Raw genomic sequence first — 19,420 nt, 5'->3', positions numbered from 1 at the left:
GGTAAAGTCCTTCCGTCCGTCAGCCCACCGTTCCGGCTCGATGATGGAGATACGTCGATGACAAGCGGGCTCGCCCGGGTCACGATCAGCGCGCCCCGGCGACGGGTCGACGTGGCCCTGCCGGAGCAGGTTCCCCTGGCCGAGCTGCTGCCCGAGGTGCTCCGGCACGCCGGGGAGGGGCTCGCCGACGACGGCGAACGGCACGGCGGCTGGGTGCTGCGACGCACCGACGGCGCGGTGCTGGCCACCGCCCAGGCACTGCTGCCGCAAGGCGTCCGCGACGGCGAGGTGCTGCATCTCGTACCGGCCCGCGCCGAGTGGCCCGAGCTGGAGTACGACGACGTGGTCGAGGCGATCGTGGACGGCGCCCGCCGCCGGGGCGTCGCCTGGTCGGCCGGGGCGACCCGGGCCGCCGCGCTGGCCGGCGCCGCCGTGCCGCTGGCGGTCGGGCTGGTCGCGGTGCTGTCCGCCGGTCCCGGCGGACGCGGCTGGACGGTCGCCGCGGCGGGCGCCCTGATCCTGGTGCTCGCCGCCACCGCGGCCTCCCGGGCCTACGGCGACGGCCCGGTCGGCGTCACGCTCGGCGGGTACGCGCTGCCCTGGGCGGCGGCGGCCGGCGCGCTCGCGGTCGGCTCCGGCGACCCGGTCGGCCCGATCCCCGGCCTGCGCTGGGTCGGCGCCCCCGAACTGCTGGTCGGCTCGGTGGCGGTGCTGCTGGTGGCGGTGCTCGGCCTGCTCGGCGTGGCGCACCGGTCCCGGGTCCCGGTGGCCGGCGTGACGGTCGGCGCGGTCGGCGCGGTGGCCGCGCTCGGCGCGCTGCTGCTCGACCCGGCCGGCACCGCGGCCGTGCTGCTCGCCGTCCTGGTCTTCGCGCTCGGCGGGCTGCCGCTGCTGGCCATCCGGGTCGGCAAGCTGCCGCTGCCGCCACTCACGCTGCCCGCCCCCGCCGGCACCCGTGACCTGCCCGACCGGGGACGGGTGCACGCGGCCGTGGCCCGCGCCGAGGAGGCGTTGACCGGGATGCTGCTCGGGCACGCGGTGCTGGCCGTGGGCGCCGCCGTGGTGCTCGTCGCCGCCGGGGGGACCGCCGGGCGGCTACTGGTCGCGGTCGCCGCCGGGGTGTTGCTGCTGCGCTCCCGGCTCTTCGTGGCGGTGCGGCACCGGGTGCCGGCCGTCGCCGCCGGCCTGGCCGGGTACGCGCTGCTCGGCGTGGTGCTGGCGGACCGGGCCGGGCCCGGGGGCCGCCTCGCGCTGACCGTCGGCGGGCTGGCCCTGGCCCTGGTCGCGGTCACCGCCGGCGCCACGTACGCCCGTCGGCCCGTCTCGCCGTACCTCGGCCGGCTGGCCGACCTGACCGACACCGCGCTGGTGGTGGCCGTGGTGCCGGTGGCCTGCGCGGTGCTCGACCTCTACGACCGGGCCCGCGGCCTGCTCGCCTGAACAGCGAAAGGCCCGGGCCGCCGATGCGACCCGGGCCCCGGAAGTCTCGCCGTCAGTGCAGCGTCTCGCCGCGCTCCGCGGCCTCCTTGGCCCGGCGGTACGAGTTCACGATCTCCGCCTCCGCCTCGACCCGGCCGACCCAGGTCGCGCCCTCGACCGACTTGCCCGGCTCCAGGTCCTTGTAGACCTCGAAGAAGTGCTGGATCTCCAGCCGGTCGAACTCGCCCAGGTGGTGGATGTCGCGCAGGTGCTCCTGGCGCGGGTCCTCGTAGGGGACGCAGAGGACCTTGTCGTCGCCGCCCTTCTCGTCCGTCATCCGGAACATGCCGATGGTGCGGCAGCGGATCAGGCAGCCCGGGAAGGTGGGTTCGGGCACCAGCACGAGCGCGTCCAGCGGGTCGCCGTCCTCGCCCAGGGTGCCCTCGATGAAGCCGTAGTCGGCGGGGTACTGCGTGGAGGTGAAGAGGGTGCGGTCCAGCCGGATCCGGCCGGTCGCGTGGTCCACCTCGTACTTGTTGCGGTGACCCTTCGGGATCTCAACCGTGACGTCGAAATCCATCTCCCACGCTCCCTCGTTTGCCCACGCTGGCTAACGGAACCACCGGCTCGCCGCCCGCACGGGAGAACGCCCCCGCCGGCTCCGGCCGCCGCATAGTGTTCGGACCGAAGTAGTGTCACCCAAGGTGATTTCGAGCGGGGAGGAGGGGGCCGTGGGGAGGGAAGACTCACACTACCGCCCCGGAGGGGTTGACGGGCGGCGGTCCGTCGGATCCGGTTCCGGCCCGGCCGGCGCCACCGGCCGGGTGTCCGTGCCGGGCGCCAACCTCACCCACCGTACGACTCCGCCCACCGGCGCGGCCCACCCCGACGGCCGGCCGGCCGGGAACTGGCCGGCCCCGGTGCCGGTGAGCCCACCGGTCCCACCGGTCGGCACCGTGCCGCCCCCGCCCACCCCGCCTCCGGTCCCGCCGCGCCGCCGCCGCGGCCGGCTGGTCGCGGCGCTGGCCGGCGTGCTGGTGCTGGTCCTGGCCGTGGCCGGGCTGGCGGTGCTCCGCCCCGGCCCGGTGGCCGGCTGGCTGGGCAGCGGGGGCACCTCGTCCGGCGCGACCGCCGCACCGCCCGAGCCCGACCCGCCGGCGGTGCTGGCCGGGCCGGACGGCAACGCCCCGCTGCCCACCGTGGCCGGGCTCCGCGCCGCGCTGGACCCGCTGGTGCGCGCCGCCGCACTCGGTGACCGGGTGAACGTCTCGGTGGCGGACGTGACCACCGGCCAGGCGCTCTACGGCAGGCAAGCGGACGCGCCGACGGTGCCCGCCTCGGTGACCAAGCTCGCCACCGGCGTCGCGGTGCTCGCCGCGCGCGGCCCCGCGTACCGGATCCCCACCCGCGCGGTGGCCGGCCCGAACCCGGGCGAGGTGGTCCTGGTCGGCGGCGGTGACCCGACCCTCGCGGTGGACCGGAAGAACGCCTTCTATCCGGGTGCGGCCCGGCTGGACGACCTGGCCGCCCAGGTGCGCACCGCGCTCGGTGGCACCGCCCCGACCAAGGTCATCGTGGACGCGACGCTGTTCAGCGGCCCGGTCTTCGAACCCGGCTGGGACGCCGACATCCCCACCGGCGGGTTCGGCGCGGCGATCACCGCGCTGATGACCGACGGCGCCCGGAAGGACCCGGCGCAGGCCCGGCGTACCGCGGAGGAGACCAACCACGCCGCCGAGCGGGTTGCCCAGCCGGACCTGACCGCCGGCCGGCAGTTCGCCAGGCTGCTCGGGCTCAGCGGGGGCGCCGCACAGGTGACGCGGGGCACCGCGCCGGCCGCCGGCGGCTCCGGCACCGCGCCCGGCGCCGAACTGGGCACTGTCGAGTCCCTGCCGGTGATCCGGCTGGTCGACATCATGATCAGCGACAGCGACAACGTGATCGCCGAGGCGATGGCCCGCCAGGTGGCGCTGGCCAAGGGCCGGCCCGGGTCCTTCGTCGGCGGCGCGGCGGCCACCGACGAGGTGCTCGGCGGTCTCGGCCTGCCGGCCGGTGAGATCAGCCTGGCCGACGGCAGCGGGCTGTCCCGCACCAACCGGATCAGCCCGTCGCTGCTCACCGACCTGATCACGCTCGCCGGCAACGGAAGTCACCCCGAGTTGGCCGCGATCTTCGGCGGCCTGCCGGTCGGCGGCTGGTCCGGCACGCTCGACGAGCGTTACCAGGTGGCCGCGACGCGGACCGGCGCCGGCGTGGTGCGCGCCAAGACCGGCACGCTGTCCGGGGTGAACGCCATCGCCGGCACGGTCACCACGGCCGACGGCCGGCTGCTCACGTTCGCCGTGCTCACCGACCGGACGACGGGCTCGCTCGACGAGACCCGGCAGGCGCTCGACCGGATCACCTCCGCGTTGGCCGGCTGCGGCTGCCGCTGACCGACCGGTGTCGATCCGTCCGGGCGAGCCCGGGTGGGGGTGTCGCGGCGCGGGTACGGTGGGTTCATGGCGCAGTTCGTGGACTGGGATCTGGCCGCCGCTACCGCGGGGGCGCTGAGCAAGTCGGGCCCCCGGGTGTCGTACGCCGAGGCCACCGACGTGGTCGGCGACCTGCGCCGGCTGACCGAGGAGGCCGCCGGGCACGTCGCCGACTACACCGGCCTGCGGGCCCAGGTGGCGCACCCGCCGGTCCGCGTGGTCGACCGCCGCGACTGGGCGGCGGCCAACATCGCCGGGCTGCGTGAGGTCGTCTCGCCGCTGGTGGAACGGCTCTCCGGGGACAAGCGGCCGGGCGCGCTCACCGAGGCGATCGGCTCCCGGGTGACAGGCGTGCAGGCCGGCACCGTGCTGGCGTACCTCTCCGGCCGGGTGCTCGGCCAGTACGAGGTCTTCGCCGGTGACCCCGGCCAACTGCTGCTGGTGGCGCCGAACATCGTCGAGGTGGAGCGGAAGCTCGGCGCCGACCCGCGGGACTTCCGGCTCTGGGTGTGCCTGCACGAGGTCACCCACCGCACCCAGTTCACCGCCGTGCCGTGGATGCGGGCCTACTTCCTGGGCGAGGTGCAGGCGTTCGTGGACGCCTCACAGGGCGGCGAGCACCTGCTGGAGCGCCTGCGCCGTGGCGTCGCCACGCTCTCCGACGCGGTCAAGGACCCGGAGAGCCGGGCCAGCGTGCTCGACATCGTGCAGACCCCGGCGCAGCGCGCCGTGCTGGACCGGCTGACCGCGCTGATGACGCTGCTGGAGGGGCACGCCGAGTTCGTGATGGACGGCGTCGGCCCGCAGGTCATCCCCAGCGTCGGGTCGATCCGGGCGTCGTTCAACCGCCGCCGCGAGTCCGGCAACCCGCTGGAGAAGGCGATCCGCCGGCTGCTCGGCATCGAGGTCAAGATGCGCCAGTACGCCGAGGGCCGGAAGTTCGTGCACGGCGTGGTGGACCGGGTCGGCATGGCCGGCTTCAACAAGATCTTCTCCTCTCCGCTCACGCTGCCCCGGCTCGACGAGCTGGGCGACCCGGACGCCTGGGTGTCCCGGGTGCACGGGCCGGCCGGTGCCACCCCGACCGCCGGCTGAACCAGCCGCGCCGGCTCTCCGGCCACCGGTGAGCCCGGCACCGTCAGTGGCCGCCGTGCGGCTCGCCGTACGCCGGCTGCTGACCGACCTGCCTGGGTCCGGACCGGTGCTGGTGGCCTGCTCCGGCGGGGCCGACTCGCTGGCGCTCGCCGCGGCCACCGCGTTCGTGGCGCCCCGGCTCGGTCGCGCGGCCGGCCTGGTGACCGTCGACCACGGCCTGCAGGCCGGTTCGCCCGAGCGGGCCGCCGCGGTCGCCGGCTGGGCCCGCGCGGCCGGGTTCGACCCGGTCGAGGTGGTTGCGGTACGGGTGGCCGGGCGCGACGGCGGCCCCGAGGCAGCCGCCCGGGAGGCCCGCTACGAGGCGCTTGTCGCCGCCGCCCGGCGGCACGACGCGGCCGGGGTGCTGCTCGGGCACACCCGGGACGACCAGGCGGAGACCGTGCTGCTCGCGCTGGCCCGGGGCGGCGGGCCACGCGGCCTGTCCGGGATGCCGGAGCGGCGCGAGCGGGACGGGGTGCCGCTGCTGCGTCCGCTGCTCGACGTGCCCCGGTCCGACACCCGGGCGGCCTGCGCCGCGCTCGGGCTGGCGGCGTGGGCCGACCCGCACAACACCGATCCCGCGTACGCCCGGGCGCGGGTCCGGGCCGACGCGTTGCCGGCGCTCGTCGACGCGCTCGGGCCGGGCGTGGTGGCGAACCTGGCCCGGACCGCGCGCCTGCTCGCGGCGGACACCGCCGCGCTCGACGCGCTGGCCGGCGACGCGCTCGCCGACGTCCGGGCGGCCGGTGGCGGGCTCTCGGTCGACGGGCTGGCCGCGTTGCCGGCGGCGGTCCGCACCCGGGTGCTGCACGCCTGGGCACGGGAGCTGGGCGCCGCGCCGGCCGCGCTGTCCCACCGGCACGTGGCGGCGCTGGACGCGCTGGTCACCGCCTGGCGTGGCCAGGGCCCGGTCCACCTGCCCGGCAACCACCAGGTGCACCGGCACGCCGCCCGCCTGGTGCAAGGAGGGGCCCCCGCTTAACGCCTTCTGCATAGGCGGGGCCCCCGCTCAACACCAGGGGCTCACGCGTCGGCGCGCTCGCGGAACGTGGTCCGGTACGCGTGCGGCGTGGTGCCGACCCGGCGGGTGAAGTGGTGCCGCAGCGCCGCCGCGTCACCGAAGCCGGCCCGGTCGGCGACGCTCTCCACGCTGAGTCGGGTGTCCTCCAGCAGCCGCCGGGCCAGCAGCACCCGCTGGTTGGTCAGCCAGTCGTGCGGCGTGGTGCCGGTCTCGGCGCGGAACCGGCGGGCGAACGTACGCGGGGCCATCCCGGCCCGGGCGGCCAGCTCGTCCACGGTCACGCCGCGGTCGAGGTGGCCCATCAGCCACTCCAGCACCGGTTCGAGCGTGGGCGCCTCCGGCGCCCTCGGGATCGGCGCCTCGACGTACTGCGCTTGGCCGCCGTCGCGGTGCGGCGGGACCACCATCCGCCGGGCCAGCCGGGTGGCGGTCGCCGAGCCGTGCTCCTGGCGGACCAGGTGCAGGCAGGCGTCGATCCCGGCGGCCGTGCCGGCGCTGGTGAGCAGCCGGCCGTCCTGGACGTAGAGCGAGTTGCAGCGGACCCGGGCCCGGGGATTGCGACGCTGCAACTCGTCGACGTAGAGCCAGTGGGTGGTGCACTCCCGGTCGTCCAGCAGGCCGGCCGCGCCGAGCACGAACGCGCCCGAGCAGACGCTCAACACGTACGCCCCGCGGGCGGCGGCCCGGCGCAGCGCCGCCGGCACGGCGGGCGGGATGGCCCGCAGGTCGTCCTCGCCGGGCACGGCGAGGCCGCTGAAGTGCGCGGGGACCGCGACGAGGTCCGCGTCGTCGAGCGGGGCCAGGTCGGCGTGCGGCTGGAGGTGGAACCCGGACGAGGTGCGTACCGCCCCGCCGTCGGGCGAGCAGACCTGGAACCGGTAGGCGGGGAAGCCGTCGTCGGTGCGGTCGGTGCCGAACACCTCCGCGAACACGCCCAACTCGAACGTGGCCACCCGGTCCATCGCCAGCACCGCCACCGAGCGCAACATGTGACGAGGGTAACCCGGCGAGTGGCAGGAAATCGATGCTCGCGGGCATTTCTGCCACTGTCCGGGTCGGACGGCGGGTCGCAGACTTGGTGGTGTCCGGTGCGCACCGGCGGCGAAAAGCGAACCAACCATACGAAAGCGAGCGCCGCCATGACCGTCCTGCTGCTCCTGCTGTTCCTGCTCCTGCTGGCCGGCGCCAGCGCCCTCGGGTTCACCGCCGACACCCGCGACTCGGCCGACTGGAAGCCGACCGACGACGGGCGGCGCTGGCGCTCCCGTACCTGCTGAGGTGAATTGTTCTGTTCGCGCCGAAGATCCCCGGCGGGACCGCGCCAAAAGGGGCGGCCCCGCCGACGGTGACCATCCGGCGTACGGCAGGCTAGGAGCATGGCTGACGGCTCCTGGTACGACGCCGACATCGACCACGTGATCATCTCCGAGGCGCAGATCCGCGAGAAGACCGCGGAACTCGCCAAGCAGGTCTCGGCGGACTACGCGCACGTCGAGGACGGTCTCCTGCTCGTCTGCGTGCTCAAGGGCGCGGTCATGTTCATGGCCGACTTCGCCCGCGCGTTGGGCCGCCAGGGCCCGCCCGCCGAGCTGGAGTTCATGGCCGTCTCGTCGTACGGCCAGGGCACCACCTCGTCCGGGGTGGTCCGCATCCTCAAGGACCTGGACCGGGACATCGCCGGCCGGCACGTGGTGGTGGTCGAGGACATCGTCGACTCCGGCCTCACCCTGTCCTGGCTGCTGCGTTACCTGGAGTCGCGCTCCGCGGCCAGCGTCGAGGTGGTCGCCCTGTTCCGCAAGCCGGACGCGGTCAAGGTGCAGGTGCCGGTGAAGTACGTCGGCTTCGACATCCCGACCGAGTTCGTGGTCGGCTACGGGCTCGACTTCGGCGAGCGCTACCGCGAGGTGCCGTACGTCGGGGTGCTCAAGCCCGAGGTCTACGCGCGGGCCTGAGCGCCGCCGCCGAGCCGCTCGTCAGCGGACGTTCAGCGGGCTCTCAGCCTTTCGGTCTACGGTAGGGGCCGGTGACGTGGAGGCACTCTCCACGCCCGACCCTCCGAGCCGCGTGACCGTGCGGCATGGGCCGGTCGGGTGCGGAGCTCCCCGCCACGCCGGCTCAAACCCTGGTTCGCCGTACGCGTAAGTGCCGGGCTCGCAAGCTCACACCTCGCTCGTACGGTGTACCGTCGAGTGACCGTGGTGCGGCAGTTCGCGCGCCCCGGGGGTCGGGCCGGCCCGCACGGCGGCCCCGGCCGCCGCCCGAGGCGGCGACACCATTCAGACGGTCAGGACGTCGATCAGGAGGATGCGGGCGCCTCGGTGCCCGACGACAGCATGGAACGTACGCGTTTCTTCCGCCGACCGGTGGTCTGGATCATCCTGGTCATCCTCGGCGCCGTTGTGCTCAGTCAACTGTTCACCGCTGGTCCGAGCTACCACCGGGTGGACACGTCCGTCGCGCTCGACCAGCTCAACAAGGGTGGTATCGAGAAGGTCGTCTTCCAGGACAAGGAGCAGACGCTCCAGCTCGACCTGAAGGACAAGGCCAAGTTCGACGACACCACCACCGACAAGATCGAGGCGCAGTTCCCGTACGAGGTCGGCGGCCAGGTCTGGAACCAGGTCCGCGAGGCCGAGGCGGCGGACCGGATCACCGGCCCGGTCGACACCAAGGTGTCGTCGGACAGCATCTGGGTCAGCCTGCTGGTCAATCTCCTCCCCATCGCGCTGCTCGTGCTCCTGCTGCTGTTCTTCATGTCGCAGATGCAGGGCGGCGGCTCGCGGGTGCTCAACTTCGGCAAGTCCAAGGCGAAGATGATCACCAAGGACACGCCGAAGACGACCTTCGCGGACGTGGCCGGGGCGGAAGAGGCCGTCGAGGAACTGCACGAGATCAAGGACTTCCTGCAGAACCCGGCGAAGTACCAGGCCCTGGGCGCCAAGATCCCGAAGGGCGTGCTGCTCTTCGGCCCGCCCGGTACCGGTAAGACGCTGCTGGCCCGCGCCGTGGCCGGTGAGGCCGGCGTGCCCTTCTACTCCATCTCCGGCTCCGACTTCGTCGAGATGTTCGTCGGTGTCGGCGCCAGCCGGGTCCGTGACCTGTTCGAGCAGGCCAAGTCGAACGCGCCGGCGATCGTCTTCGTCGACGAGATCGACGCGGTCGGCCGCCACCGTGGCGCCGGCATGGGCGGCGGCCACGACGAGCGGGAGCAGACGCTCAACCAGCTCCTGGTCGAGATGGACGGCTTCGACACCAAGGGCGGCGTCATCCTGATCGCCGCCACCAACCGGCCGGACATCCTCGACCCGGCGCTGCTGCGCCCGGGCCGGTTCGACAGGCAGATCCCGGTCGACGCCCCCGACATGGAGGGCCGCAAGGCCATCCTGCGGGTGCACGCCAAGGGCAAGCCGTTCACGCCCGACGTCGACCTCGACGCGGTGGCCCGGCGTACCCCGGGCTTCTCCGGCGCCGACCTGGCCAACGTGATCAACGAGTCCGCGCTGCTCACCGCGCGCAAGGAGCAGCGGGCGATCTCCAACGACTCGCTCGAGGAGTCGATCGACCGGGTGATCGCCGGCCCGCAGCGTCGCACCCGCGTGATGAGCGACCAGGAAAAGAAGATCACCGCGTACCACGAGGGTGGGCACGCGCTGGTCGCCTGGGCGCTGCCGCACGCCGCGCCGGTGCACAAGGTGACCATCCTGTCCCGGGGCCGGTCGCTGGGGCACACGCTTGTCCTCCCCACCGAGGACAAGTACACCCAGACCCGGGCCGAGATGATCGACACCCTGGCGTACGCGCTGGGCGGCCGGGCGGCCGAGGAACTCGTGTTCCACGAGCCGACCACCGGCGCCGGCAACGACATCGAGAAGGCCACCCAGTTGGCCCGCGCGATGATCACGCAGTACGGCATGAGCTCCAAGCTCGGTGCGATCAAGTACGGCACCAGCGGCGACGAGCCGTTCCTCGGCCGCAACATGGGCCACGAGCGGGACTACTCGGACTCGGTGGCCGCCGAGATCGACAGCGAGATGCGCGCGCTGATCGAGCTGGCGCACGACGAGGCCTGGGAGATCCTGGTGGAATACCGGGACGTGCTGGACACCATGGTCCTTGAGCTGATGGAGAAGGAGACCCTCTCCACCGCCGATATGGCGCGGATCGCCGCCCGGGTGGTCAAGCGCCCGCCGATGGCGCCCTATCACGGCTTCGGCAAGCGCCTGCCCTCCACCGAGCCGCCGGTGCTCACCCCGGCCGAGAAGGACGCGCTGCAGAAGCAGGCCACCGCCGACGGCATCTCGGTCGGTGGCGCCAGCAACAACTCGGACGGTTCGCACTGAGCACCGACCCGACGGCCGGCTCCCCCCACCGGGAGCCGGCCGTTTCCGCGACCGAGCCCGACGGGGACGACGCGCTCGACTACGTGGCCGCGCGCCTGATCAGCGGCAAGCTCACCGGCGGCCCGGTCGAGGACAGCGTCGACCTGGGCCGGATCGAGAAGGCGGTCCGGGAGATCCTCATCGCGGTCGGTGAGGACCCGGACCGGGACGGCCTCCAGCAGACACCGGCCCGGGTCGCCCGCGCGTACGCCGAACTCTTCGCCGGCCTGCGCGTCGACCCGGCGCAGGTGCTCCGCACCACCTTCGAGGCCAACCACGAGGAGCTGGTGCTCGTCCGGGACATCGACGTGATGAGCCTGTGCGAGCACCACCTGCTGCCGTTCCGGGGCAGCGCGCACATCGGCTACATCCCCGGGCCGGACGGCCGGATCACCGGCCTGTCCAAGCTGGCCCGACTGGTCGAGGTGTTCGCCCGCCGGCCGCAGGTTCAGGAGCGGCTCACGTCGCAGATCGCCGACCTGCTGATGTCCAGCCTCGCCCCGCGCGGCGTCATCGTGGTGCTCGAGTGCGAGCACATGTGCATGGCGATGCGCGGCATCCAGAAGTCCGGCGCCAAGACCATCACCTCGGCGGTCCGGGGCGGCCTCCAGAACGACGCCAAGTCGCGGGCCGAGGCGATGGCGCTGATCATGCACCGCTGACCCGACCGGCATCCACGCTTCCCGGCGCGGCCGTGGTCGTCCCCGGGGCCGGTCAGCCGGGCAGCATGGCCAGCAGCAGACCGGCGGCGGTGAGCACGGCCGGGACCAGGCAGACCAGCGCGCCGAACCGGGGCGTCCGGTCCACCCGGTCGGTCGGGCGCGGACGGAACACCCGCCCGACCGCCAGCCAACCCAGCATGAACGCCACCGCCGGCAGCGGCAGCCCCACCAACAGTGCCAACACGGGCACCGGCCCGGCACCCGCGACCGCGTAGAGGACGAGCTGCAACAGCGGCACCACCAACGCCAACGGCCCGTACACCAGCAGGTTGCGCGGGCGGGCCGGCCAGCGGGCCAACCGGGGCAGGCCGTGTGCGGCCAACGTGTCGTCCGCGGCGTCCGCCCAGCCGCCGGCAGCCCGCAGCGCCGCCAGGACGGCGGACGGCCCACCCGCCATCGACCGGGCCGCCTCGCTCACCTCCGGCGGCGTCGGGGCCAGCGAGATCGCCGGTACGCCCAGCTCCCGCAGCCGGGACTGCTGCGCGGCCAGCCGCTCGCGTACCCCGGTCAGCTCCTCGCGGGCCGCCGTCACCGACCGGGCCTGCTCCCCGGCGGCGGTCGCCGCCGCCCGGCGTACGCCGTCGAGCTGCCGCGCCGCCGCGACGTACTCCGCCCAGGCCGACTCGGCCTGGTCCACCGGCACCGTCGGATCACCCACGCGCGGCCCGGGAACCGCCGTCGAAGCCCCGCTCATCGGGCCGCCTCCCCGGCGCCGAACGGCACGAAGACCATGCCCTGCTCCTCCGGGCCGTCCCACAGCACCGCGCGACCGGGCCGGGGATGCCACCACACCGGCCGGTCGAAGAGTCGCTCCAGCCGCCCACCCGGCACGTCGGTGACCGCCACTGCGGTGAGCTTGTCCACCTCGCCCCCGGGCCCGAGCAGCCCGGCCAGCGGCGCCGGGGTACGCCACCAGCCGAGCAGGTGCCGGCCGGCCGGCGGGCCCTCCAACAGCAGCGACCGCAGCAGCTCCGGCGGCAACTCGGCGGCGTCCGGCACGTCCAGCCCGAACACCACCAGGTAACCCGGCTCGTCCGCCTCGATGGCCGCGCGCAACCCGCTGGCGTCGACCGTCTCCACCCGGTGCCGCCCGGCCAGCTCGGCCGCCAGCACGCCGGCCGGCTCGGCCGACCCGTTCGCCAGCGGCGCCAGCACGAACCGCCCGGCGTCGGGGTGCGCCGCCGCCGCGCTGCGCACGGCGGTGACCAGCAGCCGCTCGGCCTCCTCGTCCCCACCCAGCACCGCGAGGTTCCGGCCCGCGACCGGCCCGAGCGGCACCGCCACCGTGGTGCGCCGCACGTCCACCGCGCGGCCGAGCAGCGCGGCCGGCGCATGCACCCGCCCGGCCAGCGCGGCCCGGTGCCGCGGATCGTTGGCGAGCAGCGGGCGGGCGTAGCCGGCGAACACCACAGGCGGAACCGCCGACTCCGGCCGCGCCGACCACAGCCGCCGTCGTAGGTCGGCGAGGACGTCCGGATCCCCGTACGGGTCCGGGAAGCGGATCATCCGCTCGTGGCCGCGGGTCGCGCCACGCGGGCCGCCCAAGCCCCCGGCCGTGTTCACCACCGCGCTGCCCACCGGCAGGCCGGCCGCCGAGTCGTTCGCCGGCTCCAGCACCGCCGAGCCGCCGGGCAGCGCCACCCGCACCGGGAACTGGCCGAGCAGCGGATCGCGCGGCCCACCGATGCCCAGGTCACCCTCGCCGGCCAGGACCAGATGGATCCCGTACGCGCGGGCGACCCGGGCCAACGCGTCCAACCGGGCCAGCAGGTCGGTGGCGAGCCGGTCCCCGTCGCGCAGCACCAGCGGGAAGTTGTCGATCACACAGACGATCCGGGGCAGCGGTTGGTGCTGGCGCAGCTCGGCGTACCGCTGCCCGCCGGCCCGCCGGGACGCCTCCTCACGGCGGCGCGCCTCCGCCTCCAGCTCACCGAACAGGTCCGCGACGTACTCCCGGTCGGCGGCCATCCCGGCGGCGCGGACCTGCGGCACCCAGGAACGGTCCCGCTCGGTCTGGAGGAACTCCACGAAGGACTCCCCGTCGCCCAGGTCGGCCAGGTAGAACTCCAGCTCGTCCGGGCCGTACCGGGCGGCCAGCCCGAACAGCGTGTCGGTGAGGAACGCCGAACGCCCGGCCTGCGACCGGCCGCTCACCAGCCAGTGCGGGGTCAGCTCGGTGAACCCGAGACTCACCGGGCGCCCGGCCGCGTCACCGACCGTGGTGCTGAGCCCGTCGGCCGACCCGTCGGCCCAGAACCCGTCGGCCGGCAGCAGATCGGCCAGGGCCAGCCGCGACCCGTCCTCGATCTGCCGGGCCAGCCGCCGGCACACCTCCGCGACCAGTTCAGCCGGCGGATCGTCGTCCAGGAACACCGGCGAGTTCAACCCGCCGGGCGCCTCGACGCCCGGGCCGCTGAACCCGACCGCCGGCGGGTCACCGACAAGCGCGTACGCGGTGCGCACCGCGAGCGGCGTGGCCCGGGGCAGCGGGACGCCGGCCGACCAGCCGGCGACCACCAGGTGCAACCCGGCCCGGGGACCGCGCTCGGCCAGGTCGGCGAGCCGGTCCACGTCGGCCGGAGCGGTGCCGTCGGGCGTGGCGGCCACCACGAGCAGCAGCGTCCGGTCGTGGCCCCGCTGCCGGGCGGTGCCGGCGGCCACCCACTGCTCCGCCTCGGCCAGCACCGCACCCAGCCCGGCCAGATCGGTGACGGGCGGCGGCAGCAGACCGGCGTCGGCCAGTGCCGCGAAACCCGCGAACGTGTCACCCGGGCCCCCGTCGACCACCCGGGCCAGCAACGCGCCCGCCGGCGTCGCCGCGAACAGACGCAGCAGCAGCGCCCGGAGCAGCCCCGCCACCCGCGGGTCGGTGGCGTCGGTGTCGACACTCAGGTGGCCGCTGCCGAGCAGCGGCACCAGCGCCGGGAAGCGGGCGTCGTCGAGCGGCGCGGCGCTGCCGACCCGTACCCAAGCCGGCGGACCGTCGCCGGGTGGGGTGACCGGTGCCAGCGACTCCAACGCAGCGCCGGCCCAGCCGGGCGCCGCCCGCTCGGCCGCCGCACGCAGGCGCTCGGCCAGCTCGTACTGCCGGTGATGGTCGGCGGGCGCGGGCCGGATCTCGTCGAGGATGCCGGCCGCCGCGGTTGCCGCGGCCTCGGCCCTTCGGTGCAGCGCGGCGGCCCGGCCGGCACGCGCCTTCGGAGTCGCCACCACGTCCACCTCTCTTCCCGAGGCCGACATCTTCCCCCCGAGCTGTGACGGTAACCCAGCCGGGAGCCGTCCACCGGGATGTCGATCGGCGCGGTGAGCTGCGCGCCGGTGAGCAGCCTCACCCCGTCGCCGGGCGAGGTCCGCCCGGCGGTTCGCCACGATCCGCCAGTTCTGAGGCATTGGGTACGCGGCCCGCAGCCGATAGCCTCAGGAGGTGGAATCAGTGCAGCCCCCCGCCGGTTCCCAGGTCTCCCGAGTACCGGCGCAGCGGACCCCGCCGGAGCAGTTGGCGCCCCCGGCGCCCGCGCCGGCTCCGGCCCGTCCCAAGCGCCCGCTGCGCACCGTGCTCGCGGTCGTCGCGGGAGTGGTGGCGTTGCTCTGCGCGGGCGGCGCGGTGGTCGGCTTCGTGCTGTACGACCGGGCCACCGCCCCGGACCGCAGCTCTCCTGAGGTGGTCGTGGCCAATTTCGTCCAATATTTTCTCGCCGAACGCAACGAGACGAGGGCAGACGAATTCGTCTGCAAGGACGGGGCCGACTTAGGTGAGCTGAGATCTCTCCGGGACGATCTTGTGGCGCGAGAGCAACGGTTCGGAACTGCGATCTCCGTGGGCTGGGAAAACCTCGATGTGCGGCAGAACGGGGGCCAAGCACAGGTGCATGCTGATCTTGTGATGTCGGCCCTCGTGGACGGATTGAGGCAGAGCGACCGTCAGAGCTGGCGTTTTGAGGTTCAACGTCATGACGACTGGCGGATCTGTGCGGCTAAGCGTCTCTGATCTGCTTGTGGCTACTCCAGCCAGAGCAGGTGGACCGGCACCTCCAGGGTGGTCGGCGCCTGTCCGCGCCAGGCCCAGCGGTACCACTCCAATTCGGGTGCCACCCGGACGCAGATGTCGCCGTCCGCGCCGGAGTAGGTCTCGGTGACGGCCCGCAGGTCACGCCGCTCGGCGCCGCCATCGACGTGCACCACGCGTCGTCCGGCCACCGCGTCGGTCTCGAAGACCGGGGTGGGTGGCCGGCGGGTGGGCGCGTCCAGCGAGACCAGCCGGATGCCCGCCTCGGCCGGACCAGCCGGCGGTCTCCGTCCGCCGACCGTCTCCACCCAGACGCGTTCCACCGGCACCAGCGGCGCGAACACCTCCACCTGCTCGGACTCGGCCCGGTACCACTCGTGTTCCGGGATGACGGGCACGTAGGTGCGGCTGCCCTGCACCACCCGCTCGTCGGCGCGCAGGTCACCGCGCCAGCCGAGGCCGGGCAGGCCGACCAGCACCCGGCGGCCGCGCAGCTCGGTTCCGCCGGTGGCGGGCACGATCTCGATCGGACGGGGCGGCAGGGGGGCCCAGTCGGGTCGGTCCGCGAACGGGTCGGGCAGCGGATTGCTCATGGCGGAGGACTCATCCGGTCCCGGTGAGGGGCGCGCCGCGCTCGCGCATGAACGGCACCGGGTTCTCCGCGCCGCGGCTGGACCGGTCGCTGTCGTGGTGCACCTCGAAGTGCAGGTGCGGGCCGGAGGAGTTGCCGCTGGTACCGGAGAGCCCGATCACCTCACCGGCCGCGACCTCCTGACCCGGACGTACCCGGGGTCGTTCGATCATGTGGCAGTAGCGGGTGATGAAGCCGCCGGCATGCAGGATGTCGACGAACCACCCGCAGCCACCCTTGTCCGGCCAGCCGTCCCGGTCGCAGTCCCGCCGGCCGGAGTGGTCGGGGTCGCACCTGGCGACCAGCACGCGGCCGGCCGACGCGGCGTGGATCTCGGTGCGCTTGTCCGCGGCCAGGTCCACGCCGTCGTGGCTCGGGCGGGCATCGGTCCGGAAACCAGAGACCACCCCGCCGGGCAGCGGCGCGGTCCAGCCGGAGGCGGCGATCCGGGCCCCGGCGGCGGCGTCACAGACCGCCTTGCCGGCGATCTCCACGGTCCGCGCCGCGCCGCCGGCGAGCGCCTCGACGATCCGCCCCGCCAGTTCCTCGTGCTTGGCATAGGCATCCGGGAACGCGCTGACCTGAACCCGCTGCGCCACCACGGACAGCGGCCGTTGCTGCCAGTTCGGCACCTTCACCATCTTCTGGTAGAACTTGCGCGCTGCGTACGACGGTGTCATCCGCTGTTCGACGCTGCCCCAGCCCGGCCGCTGCTGGAACAGGCCCACCGAGTCGTGGTCGGCGCCGACCCCCTCGTGTGGCAGCGCCAGCGAGGCCGCCACTCGGCTGTTGGCCAGGTTGCGCAGCGCCGACTCCTGCATCGCGGTGGCCAACGCGATCACCCACCCCCGGGCCGGCACCTTCATGTCCTGGCCCGTCTTGATGATGGCGGCGGCATTGCGCAGCTGGCCGTCGCCGTACTCGGCGAAGCGCGGCATGTCCCCGGTCAGCGTCACCTGATAGGTGGGGTCACAGGTCAGGCCGGCGAGCTTCGGGTCTTCCCGATCACCGCCCAGTTCGGTGAGGAAGAAGGCGGCGGCGCCGCCCACGCAGCAGAGCAGGGCGAGTACGCCGGTGACCGCGGTGGCCAGCACGCCGACCCGCACCTTGCGGCGGACCTGCCCGACGGCGCTCACGACCGCTCCCAGTCCACCGCGTCCACCAACCACGGCCCGTCCGGGGCGACCAGTTCGAGCCGGAGCGTGCCGTCGTCCAGCGGAATCAGTGCCTCCACGAAGGTCTCGGTGCGGGGGCGGAGCGTCGGCGGGCCGGTGGTCCGCCGGGCCGGCACGGTCTCCGGGTCGGCCCCGGCCATCTTCTCCACCAGCGCGGGCGTGGAGAGCGGACGCAGCCGGGCCTGCCAGGCGTCGCCGGTGCTGCCCGGACCGGCCAGCCAGGCGGTGGTGAAGCGTCCGGCCACCTGCTCGGGGGTGGGCTCACCGGGGCGCGTCTTCGGGGCGACCGCCGCCGGCGGGCTGGACAGCACCCCGTCCTCACCTGCCTCGGGATCCACGGTGCTGATCGGCTGGGTGGGACGGACGGCCACGCCGACGCCCCCGTCGCCGGCCCCGGAGACCAGCCGGGCCGCGCCGATCACTCCGAAGACGAGAACGGCGATCACCAGCGCGATGCCGAGCCGGGACCGGAGGACCCGGGTGAAGAGGAACTCCAGCGCCCGTCGCATCGGAGGTCACCTGGCCTCGGAGCGGATCCGCGGCGCCGGCCGGGTGGCCGGTGCGGTCGCCCGGTCCGCCGAGTCTGGCCGGTAGACGGCGTAGGAGGGAACCTCCTCGGGCACGTCCGGCTCGGTCCAGGTGGACGGTGCGCGGCGCGGCCGGGGGGCAGTGGTGGGCCGTCCGCCGGTGCGCTCGGGCGTGGGCGCCTCGTCCGGCCGTTCCCGTCCGTCCGGCCGCTCTCGCTCGACGGGCGTGGCGGCGTGCGCCGGATCCTCGTGCCGGGCCTCCGGTCGGAGGCTGCGCTGGTCGGCGACGACGCCGCGACGCCGGCCGAACGCCGGCTCGTTGGTGCCGCCGGGCTCGGCGACGTCCAGCCGGGCGGCGACCCGCATGTCCCGGAAGAACCGGCGGTGCCACGAGCCGGCCGAGCTGACCGCCTCGCTGCTGTCCTTGCCGCCGAGTTGGGTGATCCGCCGGTACGGCCGCAGCAACAGCCAGCCCACCACCCCGCAGAGCCAGACCAGGACCACCTGGAGCCAACCCGGCAGGGTGGCCGTGTTCATGATCAGGTCGACGGCGAAGAGGTAGATGGCCGCGCCGGTGCCGAAGATGGCGATGTTGAACACGGCGGCCACCACGGCGTTCGCCAGCCGGCGGAGCCCGGCGCTGGCCGGGCGCATCAACCCGACCGTGCCGAGGATGGGCGCGGCGATCACCGCCCACCGGAAGATCAGGAAGCCGAGCAGCACCAGCACCGACGCGGTCAGGTCGAACATGGCGAACAGCAGCGAGGCCAGCACCGCGATGAAGCCGGCACCGATCCGGTCCATGTCCTTGGTGCCCTGGAGGTATTCGTACGCCTCCGGGTCCTCCGACTTGATCTGCTCGGCGACCCGGGCCCACTGCTGTTGCTTGGCCTTGATCACGACGTCGCGCGTCGCCGGCTTTGCGCGAATCGATTCGGATTCCCCCCACGTAAGCGACTTGGCGTCGTAGAGGGCAGGGCCGTACTTCTTGGCGGTTTCACTGTCCGCGGAGCCGAGTACGCCGCGCAGCCAGTTGCGGTAGAGCATGGTCTCGGTCGCGGTGTCGCTGGCCCGTACGGCCGGCGGACGCTTGTCCACGCAGGCATCCGGGTTGGGAAGTACGCACTTGTCCGGCGGAATGTCCTTGGTGGATGGACCGACCGCGTCGTGTACCACGCCGAGGGTGGTGATCAGCGTGCTGTCGGCGATGTTCGCGGACTTCACCGGCCAGGCGGCCAGCGCGGTCACCGCCACCATCACCAGGATCGCCCAGCCGGCGGTGGTCATCGCGTTGCTCATGTCCGACTGGCGGGAGCGCCAGAGCAGGTAGAGGCCGACCACGCAGATGGTGATGATGCCGAAGACGCTGAACACCTTCTGGTAGACGGCCTTGGTGGCCTGCTCCACCAGTGGGTCCGCCCAGCGCCACATGGTCCGTGGGTCCCACGCGCGCTCCCGCAACGCGTTCGACGCGCCGATCACCGCGTTGGCGAACATGAACTCGCCGTTCGCCACCATGGTGGTGAAGCGGTAGTCCGGGTGGAGCACGGACGAGGCGCAGCCGCCGTCCACGTCGTACGTGGTGTAGCTGTAGCCGGCGTACCCGTAGTCGCTGTAGAGGCCCTTGGGGCCGGGCTGCTTGGCGGAGTCGGGGCGGGCCGCGAACCAGCCGGCGAGGCCGGAGTCCGGCGCACCGGGCACCGGTGCGTTACGGCATTCGACCTGGTCCTCGCTGACCGCCTTGAGCTTGCCCACGCAGGCCCGGAAGTCGGCCTGCCACTCCTTGGTGCTGCACAGTTCGGCCCGCGCCTGGGTGACCGGGCCGGCCGCGTACGCCGGTGTGCCCCCGATCAACGGCCAGGAGATCGTGGCCCCGGCGAGTACGCCGAGGGCGATGAGGAGCGCCGTGATCCGTGCCCGGGCCCTCGCCAT

At 74.1% G+C, this 19,420-nt stretch carries 17 protein-coding genes; 9 read left to right on the top strand and 8 right to left on the bottom strand.

Features of this window, described 5'->3' with window-relative positions:
• Positions 1-57 precede the first annotated feature (57 nt).
• Entirely contained in the window at positions 58-1,440 is a 1,383-nt protein-coding gene (eccD, locus tag ACZ6O5_RS06620; RefSeq protein WP_465974906.1) for a type VII secretion integral membrane protein EccD, read from the top strand.
• Positions 1,441-1,492: 52 nt separating this feature from the next.
• On the opposite strand, the gene ACZ6O5_RS06615 is transcribed toward eccD, so the two are convergent.
• Entirely contained in the window at positions 1,493-1,999 is a 507-nt protein-coding gene (locus ACZ6O5_RS06615; RefSeq protein WP_091070192.1) for an inorganic diphosphatase, read from the bottom strand.
• 346 nt (positions 2,000-2,345) lie between these two features.
• Between ACZ6O5_RS06615 and dacB the strand changes: the two genes are divergently transcribed.
• The 3 genes from dacB to tilS all read left to right on the top strand — a co-directional run bounded on the left by dacB (position 2,346) and on the right by tilS (position 6,009).
• Positions 2,346-3,854, top strand: coding sequence for a D-alanyl-D-alanine carboxypeptidase/D-alanyl-D-alanine endopeptidase (dacB, locus tag ACZ6O5_RS06610; protein ID WP_465975054.1), 1,509 nt, complete (start codon positions 2,346-2,348; stop codon positions 3,852-3,854).
• Between the two features lie 66 nt (positions 3,855-3,920).
• On the top strand, positions 3,921-4,988 hold the full coding sequence (locus ACZ6O5_RS06605) for a zinc-dependent metalloprotease (protein WP_405091538.1): 1,068 nt from the start codon (positions 3,921-3,923) through the stop codon (positions 4,986-4,988).
• A 28-nt stretch (positions 4,989-5,016) separates the two neighbouring features.
• A complete protein-coding gene (gene tilS / locus ACZ6O5_RS06600; RefSeq protein WP_465974904.1) occupies positions 5,017-6,009 on the top strand; it encodes a tRNA lysidine(34) synthetase TilS in 993 nt (330 codons plus the stop codon).
• Positions 6,010-6,050: 41 nt separating this feature from the next.
• Here the strand turns inward: tilS and ACZ6O5_RS06595 are convergent, their stop codons facing one another.
• Positions 6,051-7,037, bottom strand: a complete 987-nt coding sequence (locus tag ACZ6O5_RS06595) for a GlxA family transcriptional regulator (protein ID WP_465974902.1) — start codon at positions 7,035-7,037, stop codon at positions 6,051-6,053.
• Between the two features lie 150 nt (positions 7,038-7,187).
• Between ACZ6O5_RS06595 and ACZ6O5_RS06590 the strand changes: the two genes are divergently transcribed.
• From ACZ6O5_RS06590 to folE, 4 genes are all read left to right on the top strand, one after another.
• Entirely contained in the window at positions 7,188-7,325 is a 138-nt protein-coding gene (locus ACZ6O5_RS06590; protein ID WP_199199870.1) for a hypothetical protein, read from the top strand.
• Between the two features lie 99 nt (positions 7,326-7,424).
• On the top strand, positions 7,425-8,000 hold the full coding sequence (hpt, locus tag ACZ6O5_RS06585; protein ID WP_281934365.1) for a hypoxanthine phosphoribosyltransferase: 576 nt from the start codon (positions 7,425-7,427) through the stop codon (positions 7,998-8,000).
• Between the two features lie 381 nt (positions 8,001-8,381).
• Entirely contained in the window at positions 8,382-10,388 is a 2,007-nt protein-coding gene (gene ftsH, locus ACZ6O5_RS06580) for an ATP-dependent zinc metalloprotease FtsH (RefSeq protein ID WP_281934368.1), read from the top strand.
• A gap of 83 nt (positions 10,389-10,471) precedes the next feature.
• On the top strand, positions 10,472-11,089 hold the full coding sequence (gene folE, locus ACZ6O5_RS06575; RefSeq protein WP_107159537.1) for a GTP cyclohydrolase I FolE: 618 nt from the start codon (positions 10,472-10,474) through the stop codon (positions 11,087-11,089).
• Positions 11,090-11,141: 52 nt separating this feature from the next.
• On the opposite strand, the gene ACZ6O5_RS06570 is transcribed toward folE, so the two are convergent.
• Entirely contained in the window at positions 11,142-11,843 is a 702-nt protein-coding gene (locus ACZ6O5_RS06570; protein WP_465974899.1) for a hypothetical protein, read from the bottom strand.
• Positions 11,840-14,389 carry an FtsK/SpoIIIE domain-containing protein gene (locus tag ACZ6O5_RS06565; protein ID WP_465974897.1) on the bottom strand — a complete coding sequence of 850 codons (2,550 nt, stop codon included), beginning with the start codon at positions 14,387-14,389 and terminating at the stop codon, positions 11,840-11,842. The genes ACZ6O5_RS06570 and ACZ6O5_RS06565 overlap by 4 nt, the downstream gene beginning before the upstream one ends.
• Positions 14,390-14,582: 193 nt before the next feature.
• On the opposite strand from ACZ6O5_RS06565, the gene ACZ6O5_RS06560 reads away from it, so the two are divergent.
• Entirely contained in the window at positions 14,583-15,137 is a 555-nt protein-coding gene (locus tag ACZ6O5_RS06560) for a hypothetical protein (protein ID WP_465975052.1), read from the top strand.
• A gap of 11 nt (positions 15,138-15,148) precedes the next feature.
• Here the strand turns inward: ACZ6O5_RS06560 and ACZ6O5_RS06555 are convergent, their stop codons facing one another.
• The 4 genes from ACZ6O5_RS06555 to ACZ6O5_RS06540 are packed head-to-tail and all read right to left on the bottom strand — an operon-like array spanning position 15,149 to position 19,420.
• On the bottom strand, positions 15,149-15,748 hold the full coding sequence (locus ACZ6O5_RS06555) for a hypothetical protein (RefSeq protein ID WP_465974895.1): 600 nt from the start codon (positions 15,746-15,748) through the stop codon (positions 15,149-15,151).
• 10 nt (positions 15,749-15,758) lie between these two features.
• Positions 15,759-16,922: a M23 family metallopeptidase gene (locus ACZ6O5_RS06550; protein ID WP_465974893.1), complete on the bottom strand. Its 1,164-nt coding sequence runs from the start codon at positions 16,920-16,922 to the stop codon at positions 15,759-15,761.
• On the bottom strand, positions 16,919-17,470 hold the full coding sequence (locus ACZ6O5_RS06545) for a hypothetical protein (RefSeq protein WP_465974891.1): 552 nt from the start codon (positions 17,468-17,470) through the stop codon (positions 16,919-16,921). The genes ACZ6O5_RS06550 and ACZ6O5_RS06545 overlap by 4 nt, the downstream gene beginning before the upstream one ends.
• A 6-nt stretch (positions 17,471-17,476) precedes the next feature.
• Complete coding sequence (locus ACZ6O5_RS06540; RefSeq protein WP_465974889.1) at positions 17,477-19,420, bottom strand: MFS transporter; 1,944 nt, start codon at positions 19,418-19,420, stop codon at positions 17,477-17,479.

The sequence above is a fragment of the Micromonospora sp. NPDC049201 genome (assembly GCF_055586805.1).
The sequence above is the reverse complement of the archived record's forward strand: the minus strand, read 5'-3'. Positions and strand labels throughout refer to the sequence as shown.

Bases quoted from the DNA above. Each gene is read 5' to 3' on its own strand.
- ACZ6O5_RS06565 (WP_465974897.1), bottom strand. From the start codon at position 14,389: ATGTCGGCCTCGGGAAGAGAGGTGGACGTGGTGGCGACTCCGAAGGCG.
- ACZ6O5_RS06555 (WP_465974895.1), bottom strand. From the start codon at position 15,748: ATGAGCAATCCGCTGCCCGACCCGTTCGCGGACCGACCCGACTGGGCC.
- ACZ6O5_RS06595 (WP_465974902.1), bottom strand. From the start codon at position 7,037: ATGTTGCGCTCGGTGGCGGTGCTGGCGATGGACCGGGTGGCCACGTTC.
- eccD (WP_465974906.1), top strand. From the start codon at position 58: ATGACAAGCGGGCTCGCCCGGGTCACGATCAGCGCGCCCCGGCGACGG.
- ACZ6O5_RS06590 (WP_199199870.1), top strand. From the start codon at position 7,188: ATGACCGTCCTGCTGCTCCTGCTGTTCCTGCTCCTGCTGGCCGGCGCC.
- ftsH (WP_281934368.1), top strand. From the start codon at position 8,382: ATGGAACGTACGCGTTTCTTCCGCCGACCGGTGGTCTGGATCATCCTG.
- hpt (WP_281934365.1), top strand. From the start codon at position 7,425: ATGGCTGACGGCTCCTGGTACGACGCCGACATCGACCACGTGATCATC.
- ACZ6O5_RS06605 (WP_405091538.1), top strand. From the start codon at position 3,921: ATGGCGCAGTTCGTGGACTGGGATCTGGCCGCCGCTACCGCGGGGGCG.
- ACZ6O5_RS06540 (WP_465974889.1), bottom strand. From the start codon at position 19,420: ATGGCGAGGGCCCGGGCACGGATCACGGCGCTCCTCATCGCCCTCGGC.
- ACZ6O5_RS06615 (WP_091070192.1), bottom strand. From the start codon at position 1,999: ATGGATTTCGACGTCACGGTTGAGATCCCGAAGGGTCACCGCAACAAG.
- ACZ6O5_RS06570 (WP_465974899.1), bottom strand. From the start codon at position 11,843: ATGAGCGGGGCTTCGACGGCGGTTCCCGGGCCGCGCGTGGGTGATCCG.
- ACZ6O5_RS06545 (WP_465974891.1), bottom strand. From the start codon at position 17,470: ATGCGACGGGCGCTGGAGTTCCTCTTCACCCGGGTCCTCCGGTCCCGG.